Consider the following 11,625-nt stretch of genomic DNA (forward strand, 5'->3'; position numbering starts at 1 on the left):
ATTCCAACCGTTTCAAGCCTTTGAGCGTAGTCTGGCGTAGTATTGGAAAGGAACGAAAAGGGCACAAAGCTCCGCTCTTAATCAGCGGGTCCTAGGTTCGAGCCCTAGTGCGTCCACCATTTATCTCCACTACATTGAGTTCTCAGAAGACCCTTTTAGAGGAATTCTTGCCGAGTCTGATTGCTCGGTAGCTCTCTAGGTCGCAGAGAATTGATCCTCATGGCTCAGCCTGCCGCGTTCTCAGGCGGTCTCGTTTGGCAAGTGGTGGCCCGCAGACGTCAATGGATCCCCAAGAGGGACTTTTTGGATGACAGGTGCGGGTTCCGGAATGAACCGATGACCGCTGGATCGTGGCCTTTCTCCGGACCGCCTTGTCGCTGATCGTCGACTTCTCTTGGTTGCCTCGGATCACGCCCTGCAAGGTCAGGCTGTACCGCCCCCTGCAACGGTCGGATTTGCGTCAACAGCTTGCTTCCCGAAGGCGCCATCCTGCGGATCTAGCCGAAAGGAAGCACGATGCGATCGAGATCGGCTTGGCGCCTACCTGTCAGTGTCGCTTACACTCCGAGGTGAACGGAAATATTATTACTTTTTTTCAATATCATAGTTTATGGCATGATCTTTGCTTAATCCCTCTTAACCAGTTTGCTTTGATCGGGATGAGATAGATATGGGCCGGAAATTGCTTCTCGCTAGCGCGGCGTTGATCGCAGTGTTTGCAGCGTCGCCAGCGATGGCAGCAAATTTGCTGACCAACGGGAATTTCGAGAACACCGGGTTTGGCGGGACCACCTCCTATTATAACGTCGGATTGGACCACGCGATTCCCTCTGATTTCGGGTGGAGCGTGCCAATTAACAACGTCGATATCGTTGCTAATGGTCAATATGGGCCTGCACTGTCGAATGGCGGCAACTATGTTCTCGACCTCGTGGGCTATGGGTCGACCGGAGCGATCAGCCAGTTGCTGACAACCACTCCGGGCCAACTTTACCGGATTACTCTCAACTACGTGGGCAACAGCGGAACTCCCGGCTTTACGGCCAACATTTCTGCAAACTCTGCGCCTGTTGGCACAATCACGAGCGGCAGCACTTGGAATACGTTCACCACGACCTTCACGGCTACCTCAGGCTCGACTTTGTTCCAGATTTCTGAAGGCATTGGTGGCGGAAACGGTGGCGTGTTCCTCGATAACATCGATGTGAGCGCAGTCCCGGAGCCCGCCACCTGGGCGATGATGCTTGCCGGCTTCGGCATGATCGGGTTCGGCCTGCGCAGCCGTCGCAAGCAGGCGGTTCGCGTTACCTACGCCTGAACTGTCATCCAGCGTTACACATTGGCCGTCGACCTTCCGGGTCGGCGGCCTTTTTGTTGCTGGCGGGAACGGCAATGGGTGACGTGCGCATTTGACGTCGGCTCTGAAACCTCCGGGCGACAGGCGTTGCCCTTCTCTCCAGCCGTCCGATCCCGCCAGTTGCGCGGGAAAGCCCAAGCCCCGCGCTTCGTTTAGGGCTAGCGCACCGCACCTCGCGATGTTCCCTCAACCACAGTTCAACCAGGCCGCATCTCATTTGGCACAATCCATAAGCCTGGCATCGTAAGTCGCACCTTACGGCTGCCGTTTTCCGGTACTGAACTGAGGCAGTGGAGGCGAGACCAACAGGCAGGCTGTCGGCTCGTTCACATCAGAAGCAAAGTGTCATTGCAACTTACACATCGAAATTTTCGCTGATTTTTTCTCATAAATTCAATTCATTATTTTTTGGCACGGCAATTGCTTATCCACCTATGCGAGCATTGTTTCGTGTGGAGAAGTACCGTGAAGCATCTCATTCTTCGTTCCCTCACAGCAGCTGCCCTGTTCTCGAGCCCTGTAGCTGCGTCGGCAACGGTCGTTATCGTTGACGCAAAGGCAAACAGCACGAGTGGCGGCACGTCCAAGGACACCGGGCTCACCTTTGCGACGGGGCAGCAGTTTCGAATCACGTCCAGCACCAACGATCTGTGGTCATCCGGCGCATTGCCGCGTTTTTCAGACGCAAATGGCATCGTTTTTCGCCTGGCAGTAGCTGGTGATGATTCAGGCCAGGCCCCGGGCACACAGATCGGTTCTTCGACCTTCGGCAACTATACGCAGGGCAATCTCTCCGCGCGCTACGGTTCGCTTGTTGCAGACCTCGGCAATAACACGTTCCAGCTGCTCGGTGCGAATGGGGTTTTCGTTTCGCAAGGCGGCCCTCTGAAGCTGGCGTATTTCGATTCCAACAGCGGCGATAACTCTGGCTTCATTACCTTCAACATCACGGCAGTCCCGGAGCCCGCCACCTGGGCGCTGATGCTTGTCGGCTTCGGCATGATCGGGTTCGGCCTTCGCAGCCGTCGCAAGCAGGCGGTTCGAGTCACCTACGCCTGAACTGTCAACCAGCGTTACACATTGGCCGTCGATCCTTCGGGGTTGGCGGCCTTTGGTTGCTGGCGGGAACGGCAATGGGTGATGTGCGCATTTGACCTTGGCTCTAGGGGCGGCAGAGGGTCTTGTTCGCCCAACCAACAATTCTCCCCGTTCCTGCGCAATCCAAAGCCACCGTGAGGTTGTGCAATTCATTGCAGCCGATCGATCACTCTGTCTCTTAGTGGGAGACATATTGCCTGCTTCCAACCATCGAATCGATTGCCAGTCGCCGCTAGGCGGGTATTCCTCGATGGCCGGGTTTCGGCGACTTGGGGCAGTTGGCGAATGCGAAAGGGAATTGTTCTCGCAGGCGGATCGGGTACGCGTCTGTTTCCATTGACCCGGGCAGCCTCGAAGCAGCTGATGCCGGTCTACGACAAACCGATGATTTATTATCCGCTTTCGGTCTTGATGCTCGCGGGCATCAGCGAGATCATGATCATCACAACACCCAACGATCGGCCCGCGTTCCAGGCATTGCTGGGCGATGGCAGCGAGTGGGGAATGAGGCTTGAATATGCCGTGCAGCCAGAGCCAGCCGGCCTGGCGCAAGCCTATCACATTGGCGCCGATTTTGTTGGCGATCAGCCGTCAGCCTTGATCCTTGGCGATAACATCTTTTACGGTCACGGCCTGACCGGGCTGCTGTCGTCAGCGAATGCCAGAACCGACGGGGCAACAGTGTTCGCCTACTATGTTGCGGATCCGTCTGCCTATGGGGTCGTATCGTTCGATGGCGAGGGTCTTGCCAATGCGATCGAAGAAAAACCCGCGCACCCGCGATCCAATTATGCCGTCACCGGCCTCTATTTCTATGACGGTCGTGCACCTGAGTTTGCGCAAAGGATCAAACCTTCCGCGCGTGGCGAGCTCGAGATCACGGATTTAAACCGAATGTATCTCGAGGCCGGTGTTCTTTCGGTGGAAATCATGGGGCGCGGCTATGCCTGGCTGGATACCGGGACGCACGGCTCGTTGCTGGACGCCGCAAACTTCGTGCGCATCACCGAAGAGCGCCAGGGATTGAAAATCAGCTGCCCGGAGGAAATTGCCTGGCGAAAGGGATTCATCGACGATCACCAGCTCGCGCGGCTTGCGGAGCCCTTGGTCAAGTCAGGATATGGCAAGTACCTTCTGAATTTGCTGGATAGGGGGTCATTATGGAAATGATCTCCACGCCCATCGAGGGCGTAGTGATCCTGGAACCCAAGGTATTCGGCGACGAGCGCGGTTTCTTCCTCGAAAGCTGGAATGCCGAGACTTTCGCCGCACTCGGCATCCACGAGACCTTCGTGCAGGACAACCACAGCCGTTCATCGCGCGGCGTCCTGCGCGGTATGCATTATCAATTGCCCGGCGCTCAGGGAAAGCTGGTCCGCGTGGTGGCTGGTGCTGCGTATGACGCCGTTGTCGACATGCGGCGCTCCTCACCAAGTTTCGGCAGGTCCTACGGCGTTGAGATATCGGCCGCTAACAAGCGGATGTTGTGGGTCCCGCCGGGCATTGCACACGGATTTCTGACGCTCGAGGACGGGACCGACTTTCTTTACAAATGCACTGCTCCCTATCGACCCGAGTATGAGCAAACACTGCGATGGGACGATCCAACGGTTGCGATCGCTTGGCCCCTTGAGGGCATCGAACCGCTGCTATCCGCCAAAGATCAAGCAGGACGCACCTTCGCTGAAGCAGTGACGTTTCCGTGAAGGTGCTGATCACCGGCGCCAACGGCCAGGTCGGTCGTGCCTTGCAGCTGACCGCCCCCGCAGGTGCGCAGGTTATCCCGACCGGTGTCGCTGATCTCGACATTCGTGATGCCGCAGCCGTTTCGACCTATGTCCGTGACCTAGGGCCGTCGATGATCATCAACGCCGCGGCCTATACCGCGGTCGATAAAGCCGAAACAGACGAACCGGAGGCGCTCCGCGTCAATCGCGATGCGGTCGCCAATCTGTCGGGTGCGGCAAATGCGCACGGTGCCGGATTCGTTCACATCTCGACCGACTTCGTGTTCGATGGCACGCGGTCTACCCCCTATCCTCCCGATGCAGCTCCCGCTCCGATTAGCGCATACGGTCGAACCAAGTTTGCCGGCGAGCAAGCGGCGGGCAACGATGCGCTGATCGTGCGCACCTCCTGGGTCTATGCCGCGCGCGGCAGCAACTTTGTCCTCACCATGCTGCGCCTGATGGCCGAGCGAGATGAGCTCCGTGTCATCGCCGACCAGATCGGCACGCCGACGCTTGCGACCAGCATCGCCGAGGCAATCTGGGCCTTGGCCGGACAGGCCCGAACCGGTCTTTGGCACCACACCGATAGTGGTACCGCCAGCTGGTACGATTTCGCCGTTGCGATCCAGGAAGAGGCGCTTTCGCTGGGTCTCCTGACCCGAGAGGTGCCTATCATTCCCATCGCCACGAGCGGCTATCCAACGCCAGCCCGGCGCCCTCAGTATTCTGTGCTCGACAAGAGTTTGACGATCGCGGCATTGGGCAGCACTGCCCCTCACTGGCGCGTCAACTTGAGGAAAATGCTGAAGGAAGTTCTCGCAGATGGCTGAGTTGCTTGTTACCGGAGGAGCCGGATTTATCGGCGCCAACTTCGTTCATTATTGGCGCAAGCATCATCCCGCCGACGGTATTACGGTCCTCGACGCGCTGACATACGCCGGCAATCGCGAGAATCTCGCGAGCGTGCAATCGGTCGATCTTGTCGAGGGGGACATTTGCGACACCGCGCTCGTCACGACTTTGCTCGACGAGCGCGACATCGACACGATCGTGCATTTCGCCGCCGAGAGCCATGTGGATCGCTCGATCAGTGGGCCCGACGCGTTTGTTCAAACCAACGTTGTCGGGACACATAGCTTGCTCAAAGCGGCCAAGGCGGTGTGGCTCGATAACAACAAGCCTCACCGTTTTCATCATGTTTCGACCGATGAAGTGTATGGCTCGCTAGGCGAGGATGATCCTGCGTTTTCCGAAAGCACGCCCTACGCTCCCAACTCGCCATATTCTGCGTCAAAGGCGGGTTCCGATCACTTGGTCCGTGCCTATCATCACACTTTTGGACTGCAAACGACGACGAGCAATTGCTCCAACAATTACGGTCCATACCAGTTTCCGGAAAAGCTGATTCCCCTTTTCCTCCTGAATTGCCTTCATGGTCGGGCGCTCCCCATCTACGGTGACGGCATGAACCGGCGCGACTGGCTGCATGTTGACGATCATTGCCATGGAATCGAGCTGGCAATCCTGAAGGGACAGCCTGGTCACGTTTACAACATCGGCGGCGGGCAGGAACTTCCGAACATGGCGGTGATCGACGAGATCTGCCGTACCGTGGATAACGCGTTCGTTGCGGATCGGTCGCTGGTCGATCGTTTTCCTGATGCCCCCGCTGCGCAAGGTCAGCCATCAGCCACGCTCAAGACGTTCGTAACTGACCGCAAGGGCCATGATCGGCGCTATGCCATCGACGCGACGAAGATCAGCACCGAGCTCGGCTATGCACCGCGCAGAGATTTCTCAGAAGGCTTGGCCGAAACATTGGCGTGGTATCTCGGCAACGAACATTGGTGGCGCGCCCTTGTCGAACGTCTCCGGGCATAGATAACTGATCGTATGAAAAGCGCTTCGGCGTTTCGTCCGCAGGGGTCAATTCGCCCCGCTCTCCCTGCCCGACCTTCAGCCAGCTTCTGCTGGCCAAGGCAGGCCATTGTCCGCTGACCCGTTAACCGGCATGATCATTGGCTCGTGATCATTCGCTTTTGGACAATTGCGCCATGTCATGCTGACTGGCGCCGTGAGGGGGCTCAGCTCGCATCAAGCGCTTTTCGACCAATGCGCGCAAGCGTGGATATGCAATCAACCGCTTTGATTTGTCACGGGAGCAACATGCCCGAAGACAGACACAACTCGCCAACGTCGACCGTTGCTGTTCCCGGCGAGAAAACAGGCCACCGATCCTGAAGGATCGATGGCCTGCGCGCCAGTTCATAACTGATCGTTCAAGCGTAGGTCACGCGTACTGCCTGCTTGCGACGGCTGCGGAGGCCAAAACCGATCATGGCAAAGCCCGCAATCATCATCGCCCAAGTGGCCGGTTCAGGCACTGCCGTGTAATTGTAGGTCAGCGCATACTCCCCACCGATCAAGGAGACGGCAGTCAATAGCCCAGGGGTTGCCCCCTTTGAAAAGCTGCTGGTCGTGTCGAAATTGAGAGTGGTCGTGCCCGTGCCAATGAACGGGGCAAACCCGGACGAAAGAGTCTGGGATCCCGAACCCGAACCTGCATAGTTGAAGGCGGCTGTGCCGGAATTGAAGGGGATCAATCTGAATCGATTGATCGTAAAGGAGGTGTCACCCGAAAGCAAAGTCGCGGAAGAACTGAATCCGTTTCCGGATATACCCGCAGTAACACTTCTTGAAAGCGTATAGGTCTGCGTGCGTGCTGTGGTGTTGGTCAGGAGCCCTATTGTGGTAGAGTTCGCGCCGAATACCAGGTCAATGCTGTTCAACGTTCCCAGCGCGCCATTGAACTGGTTAACGGAAAACGACCGAGTGCCTGGCAAGCCAGCAGTAATCGTGCCGGACTGGATCAAGGTCGCTGCCGCCGCCTGATCAAACCACATGGTCCCCACAACAAGAGCAAGTGCAAGTTTCTTCATGGTTCTTCCCTCAAAGGTTCTGCCAACCCCTTCAGGAAAGCACGAATCGTGCCAACAAGCAAAATCAAATACTTAGCTCACCACCTTCAACGTATTGTTAACGATATGGACAGGTTGAGCCGTCCGCCGCATGGCATGTGATCCTTGTTTGGAGCTACGCATTGGATCTGCCCCCTCCGTAGGCGGACGGCTGGGATTTGACGCTGGACCTCTCGCCGCCCGGCAAGCCGATTGAAAATGCCTCCGTCAAAGCGTTCAACAGCGAGCCGCGCAGCAAGTGCATGGAAACGCACCGGTTCCTGTCGATTGCAGATGCCCGCGCAAAGATTGAGAAAGGCACAGGTACTATAGCCAGGATCGGCCGTGCGGTGGCATTAGCAACAAGGCCTCGATCATACGGCAGACTCTCGGCTACGCAGCCCGCTCGTCACAGTAAGCAAGGATTGGAACCTCTAGCCCGGGGTTGGCCAGAGAATGGTCTCGGATCAGCTAAGCGGAAAATGGCTAGGGGCAGGACTCATTGATCAGAGCCAGAAGCAGAATGTTGCGGCGATGGTGATGGCGGACATGAATGTGTGCGCGCAACGGTCGTAACGGGTGGCGATGCGTCGCCAGTCTTTGAGGCGGGCGAACAGGTTCTCGATTTTGTGACGCTGACGATAGAGATGTTTGTCGTAGGCGTGCCGGACCTTGCGATTGGCCTTGGGCGGGATGCATGGGGTGATGCCGCGTCTGGCAGGGGCGTGGCGGAACCAATCGCTGTTGTAGCCTTTGTCAGCCAGCAGTTCCTTGGCCTTGGGTGGCTGGGAAGACAGCAGAGCTGCGCCTTTATGATCGCTCATCTGCCCTTCGGTGAGCAGCCTGACGATCGGCCGACCCTGGCCATCGCAGACTGTGTGCAGCTTCGAGTTAAGCCCACCCCTGGTGCGCCCGATACATCTGGAAAGAGCCCCCTTTTAGAAGACCGGATACCTTGCGTTGGGCTTTGAGGTGGGTTGTGTCGATCATGATCCGGTCGGGTTCGCCAGCAGCGCCGGCCAGTTCGGCGAAGATGCGGTTGGACGCCCCAAGCCGGCTCCAACGCACGAACCGGTAATTGATCGTCTTGTGCGAGCCATACCCCTTGGGAGCATCGCGTCACATCAGGCCATGCTTGATGACGTGGACGATGCCCGAGACAATCCGGCAGTCATCAACCCGTTGTATGCCATGCGACCCCGTGGGGATGGGGCATTAACAAGCCCCCACCGAGCCTGCAGTTAAGCGGTATATCGGCCCCGGTCACGACAGACCAGAAGCGACGCCGTAGCACGGCGTACTGCTTACCCACGGCGCCGATCGCACCACCCCGCGCGGCTGAACGCCGATAGCAGCGAATGCTTGCCAGCAGCGAGCGCGACGGGCACCACCCCTTGCGTCGCTCGCGCTCCCCATCGGGCTTGTCAGCTGAGATCATGATCGTTCATTGTAGCTTGAGGGGACGACAATTCCGAACATCATGACACCACCGACATCACGTGTTGGCGCAGGCGCCTTGAGCCCAACGACCCAGGACTTGGCGTTGTGCCAGCCCGAGCTGCTCGACCAAATGCCAGGACAAAATCGGGAGCACGAGCGTGACCGGCAGCGCCATAGCCGCCAGCAGCAAAGGACTGGCGGGGTGATGCAGCGCGACCAGCATCTGCTGCATAGATCTAGGCTCAGGACCTATTGAAATGCTTACGGAGAGTGTAATCGGTTGATTCAAAGGCGGCGTTGAGGACGCTTTTGATCTGGTTGTCAGAGGCGCAGATGCGGCGGATTGAGCCGTATTGTCGGTTGTCGCCCAGGGTGCCTCGGGTTGATGACCGGCGAACATTAGCGGTACCATCTTTGTGAACCGCGATGGGCTGCGCAGGCGCGATGCTCCTGTTGAGTATGGCCCGGCCAAGATGATCTACAACCGGTTCATCCGCTCGAGCCGTATGGGCGTGTCGAACAAGATCTTCGCCGGCTTGACTGCGAAGGGCGGCAAGCAAGATCAGCTGATGGTCGATGCGACCCACCTCAAGGCGCACCGCACCGCCGCCAGCCTGCTGAAAAAGGGGCTGTACCCAGACATATCGGGCGGACCAAAGGCGGCCTGAACTCCAAGCTTCATGCCGTCTGCGACCGGAAGGACCGGCCACTGGTTATGCTGCTCAGCGAAAGGCAGATGAGCGCCTACAATGGCGCGGCGCTGATGATCTACGCCTTACCGAAGGCCACAGCGCTGTTGGCCGATCGGGGCTATGATGCCGACTGGTTCCGCGCTGCCTTGACTCAGCGCGGCATAACCCCATGCATCCTGTCAAAGGTCAACCGCAAGGTCCGCATCCCACTCGACGCTGTGCACTATCGCCAGCTCCACAGGATCGAGAACAGGTTCGGCAAACTCAAGGGCTCGCGACGCTTCCATACCCGCTACGACCGATGCGCCCATACCTTCATGTCAGCCATCACCACCGCTGCAACCGTTATCTTCTGGCTCAATTAATGCGCCCTGAGCTTGGGGCTTCTCTATCGCAGCAGGCCGGACAAGCGGCGACACTGGCGCTCAAGTTCACAACACGCTATCCATCTCGGCAATGTTCTTCAGTGAGATGAGCCAAACTTAGCTTGGCGTACTTTGAGGATGACACCGATGACACCAAACCGCCGGGAAATTCTCATGTTCGCCAGTTTGGGTATTTCGTCTTATGCAGGAATGAAGCTCTGGCGAGCGGGGGCTACGGGACTCCCAAGCGAGCCCCTGGCACGCGGTAATGCCTTTCCCAAACTTCCCATAGGTATGAATTTGGCGGGAATCGCAGACTGGGAACCGGGGTTTCCGTTCAAGAACCTGTTTCTCGGAGCGCGGCCCTGGTTGACGCGAAATTTGAGCGGGTCTGGCCCCCACGACACCAAAGCTCAAGAGGCCTTTCAATATGATAGCGACGGCTATCCGCTTCAGGTCCCAGTCGCTTCGCCAGGAGAAGCGGAGCCTCAGACAGTTTTCACTTATGTCCCGAACGTCAGGAAACCTGGGAAATATGTTCTTTTGTACGATGGCGAAGGGGAGATTGATGGCCTTGCTTCTACGCGGGTAGTTTCACGCAAGCCAGGTCGGCTTCTGCTGGAAATGACCCACGACGGTAAGCGATACGAAGCGGTGACCATCAGGCGATCAAAGCTTGGAAATCATGTTCGGAATATCCGCTTGCTCGCGGCAGAACACGAATCCAGCAATTTGGACAACGATCCGTTCCTGCCCGAATTCCTCGATTTCTGCCGTCCGTTCCATTGCCTGCGTTTTATGGATTGGACGGGGACGAACAACTCGACCGAAGAGGAATGGGAGAATCGCAAACGTGCTAGTTTCTACACGATGCGTGCCGTCTCTGGTGATCCTGATGCTATTTGGGGCCCTGCCCCGACTTCCTTCCAACGCAGATTTTCGGGCGGCGTAGCGATCGAGTTGATGATCCAGTTGTGCAATACCCTCAAGATCGCCCCTTGGTTCTGCATCCCGCACCGTGCCACCGACAATTATATCAGGCAGTTCGCGCGGATGGTGCGCGATACTCTCGACCCGAGCCTCAAGGTCTATCTCGAATACTCAAACGAGATCTGGAATTGGGGGTTCCATCAAGCAGGCTGGATGTTGCGCTCGCCACTTGCCGGCGCATTGGTCGAGGCGAAAGGTGGCAAGGCCTGGAAGGACAGTGGCAAAACACAAGGTGAAGGACACCCGGAACGGATCGGCGCGCTGTTCCGTCGTGCCTTTTCGATCTGGGAGCGCGAATGGTCAGGCGATGCGCGCAAAAGACTGGTCCGCGTGGGTGCCGTGCAAGCGGCGTGGTTCGATGCATCGAAGCGGACGATCCGGTGGTGTCTAGATAATGGTGGCCTGGATGCGGTGTCGCCTGCGGCCTATGTTGGTCCAGACAAAGCAATCTACCAAAAGTGGGAAGCTCTCGGTGCCGCACTGACCGCCGAAATGGTGATCGATGATATGACAAGGGTCCTCAATGCCACGCGCGAGGGAAGCGGCCTTTCCCAGATCGTTGCCTTTGGCAAGCAGCATGGCCTTGCCTATGTCGCCTATGAAGGCGGCCAGCATATACAGCCAAAGGGACAAGCCGAATTGCCCTACAGTCCGGCCCTCGCGGCGGCACAAGCAGACCCGCGAATGTATGATCTTTATATAGAACTGCTGCGGCTGAATCGCGACTTGGACTGCAGCCTTTTCAACCACTTCAGCAGCGTTGGCAGACAAGGCACGCGCTGGGGAAGCTGGGGCGCGAAGGCCAGTTATGACGAGCCCAATACAGGTAGCCCCAAAATGCGGGCATTGCTAGAATGCAATGTTGAGCACGCGTAACTAAAGATACGCTGACGAAGGAACATCCCGATTCCGAACTTATTTGTGTCAACACCGGGATAAAAACGGGCCAGGCACCGGTTTAAAAAGGGGCCAGTTGGGTTGAATAAAAAGCCCCAT

General features: G+C 57.5%; 10 protein-coding genes and 1 pseudogene. 8 read left to right on the top strand and 3 right to left on the bottom strand.

Annotation, left to right across the window (positions count from 1 at the left end; genetic code table 11):
- The first annotated feature begins 670 nt into the window (after positions 1–670).
- The 6 genes from K5Q19_RS18575 to rfbB all read left to right on the top strand — a co-directional run bounded on the left by K5Q19_RS18575 (position 671) and on the right by rfbB (position 6,066).
- Positions 671–1,318, top strand: coding sequence for a PEPxxWA-CTERM sorting domain-containing protein (locus tag K5Q19_RS18575; protein WP_292948319.1), 648 nt, complete (start codon positions 671–673; stop codon positions 1,316–1,318).
- A gap of 504 nt (positions 1,319–1,822) precedes the next feature.
- Positions 1,823–2,416 carry a PEPxxWA-CTERM sorting domain-containing protein gene (locus K5Q19_RS18580; RefSeq protein ID WP_292948321.1) on the top strand — a complete coding sequence of 198 codons (594 nt, stop codon included), beginning with the start codon at positions 1,823–1,825 and terminating at the stop codon, positions 2,414–2,416.
- 324 nt (positions 2,417–2,740) lie between these two features.
- Positions 2,741–3,625, top strand: coding sequence for a glucose-1-phosphate thymidylyltransferase RfbA (gene rfbA, locus K5Q19_RS18585; RefSeq protein ID WP_292948323.1), 885 nt, complete (start codon positions 2,741–2,743; stop codon positions 3,623–3,625).
- Positions 3,616–4,161 carry a dTDP-4-dehydrorhamnose 3,5-epimerase gene (gene rfbC / locus K5Q19_RS18590; protein ID WP_292948324.1) on the top strand — a complete coding sequence of 182 codons (546 nt, stop codon included), beginning with the start codon at positions 3,616–3,618 and terminating at the stop codon, positions 4,159–4,161. The genes rfbA and rfbC overlap by 10 nt, the downstream gene beginning before the upstream one ends.
- A complete protein-coding gene (gene rfbD / locus K5Q19_RS18595) occupies positions 4,158–5,015 on the top strand; it encodes a dTDP-4-dehydrorhamnose reductase (protein WP_292948325.1) in 858 nt (285 codons plus the stop codon). The genes rfbC and rfbD overlap by 4 nt, the downstream gene beginning before the upstream one ends.
- Positions 5,008–6,066 carry a dTDP-glucose 4,6-dehydratase gene (gene rfbB / locus K5Q19_RS18600; RefSeq protein WP_292948327.1) on the top strand — a complete coding sequence of 353 codons (1,059 nt, stop codon included), beginning with the start codon at positions 5,008–5,010 and terminating at the stop codon, positions 6,064–6,066. The genes rfbD and rfbB overlap by 8 nt, the downstream gene beginning before the upstream one ends.
- A 398-nt stretch (positions 6,067–6,464) precedes the next feature.
- Here rfbB and K5Q19_RS18605 read toward each other — a convergent pair whose 3' ends face one another.
- The 3 genes from K5Q19_RS18605 to K5Q19_RS18615 all read right to left on the bottom strand — a co-directional run bounded on the left by K5Q19_RS18605 (position 6,465) and on the right by K5Q19_RS18615 (position 8,814).
- On the bottom strand, positions 6,465–7,124 hold the full coding sequence (locus K5Q19_RS18605; protein WP_292948328.1) for a choice-of-anchor E domain-containing protein: 660 nt from the start codon (positions 7,122–7,124) through the stop codon (positions 6,465–6,467).
- Between the two features lie 524 nt (positions 7,125–7,648).
- The gene (locus K5Q19_RS18610; RefSeq protein ID WP_292948333.1) at positions 7,649–8,059 is read right to left on the bottom strand and encodes an IS5 family transposase; all 411 of its coding nucleotides are present in this window, start codon (positions 8,057–8,059) and stop codon (positions 7,649–7,651) included.
- Positions 8,060–8,637: 578 nt separating this feature from the next.
- Positions 8,638–8,814 carry a hypothetical protein gene (locus tag K5Q19_RS18615; RefSeq protein WP_292948330.1) on the bottom strand — a complete coding sequence of 59 codons (177 nt, stop codon included), beginning with the start codon at positions 8,812–8,814 and terminating at the stop codon, positions 8,638–8,640.
- A 101-nt stretch (positions 8,815–8,915) separates the two neighbouring features.
- Between K5Q19_RS18615 and K5Q19_RS18620 the strand changes: the two are divergent.
- Together K5Q19_RS18620 and K5Q19_RS18625 are read left to right on the top strand one after the other, a co-directional pair.
- Positions 8,916–9,639, top strand: a pseudogene (locus K5Q19_RS18620) (IS5 family transposase).
- Positions 9,640–9,786: 147 nt separating this feature from the next.
- Positions 9,787–11,505 (top strand): hypothetical protein, encoded by a 1,719-nt coding sequence (locus tag K5Q19_RS18625; protein WP_292948332.1) that lies wholly within the window; start codon positions 9,787–9,789, stop codon positions 11,503–11,505.
- Positions 11,506–11,625: the final 120 nt, after the last annotated feature.

Source organism: Novosphingobium sp., assembly GCF_019748365.1.
In the GTDB taxonomy this organism is placed as follows: Bacteria; Pseudomonadota; Alphaproteobacteria; order Sphingomonadales; family Sphingomonadaceae; genus Novosphingobium.

Coding starts and splice junctions, on each gene's coding strand:
- K5Q19_RS18615 (WP_292948330.1), bottom strand. CDS start 8,814: ATGCAGCAGATGCTGGTCGCGCTGCATCACCCCGCCAGTCCTTTGCTG.
- rfbC (WP_292948324.1), top strand. CDS start 3,616: ATGGAAATGATCTCCACGCCCATCGAGGGCGTAGTGATCCTGGAACCC.
- rfbB (WP_292948327.1), top strand. CDS start 5,008: ATGGCTGAGTTGCTTGTTACCGGAGGAGCCGGATTTATCGGCGCCAAC.
- rfbA (WP_292948323.1), top strand. CDS start 2,741: ATGCGAAAGGGAATTGTTCTCGCAGGCGGATCGGGTACGCGTCTGTTT.
- K5Q19_RS18625 (WP_292948332.1), top strand. CDS start 9,787: ATGACACCAAACCGCCGGGAAATTCTCATGTTCGCCAGTTTGGGTATT.
- K5Q19_RS18575 (WP_292948319.1), top strand. CDS start 671: ATGGGCCGGAAATTGCTTCTCGCTAGCGCGGCGTTGATCGCAGTGTTT.
- K5Q19_RS18605 (WP_292948328.1), bottom strand. CDS start 7,124: ATGAAGAAACTTGCACTTGCTCTTGTTGTGGGGACCATGTGGTTTGAT.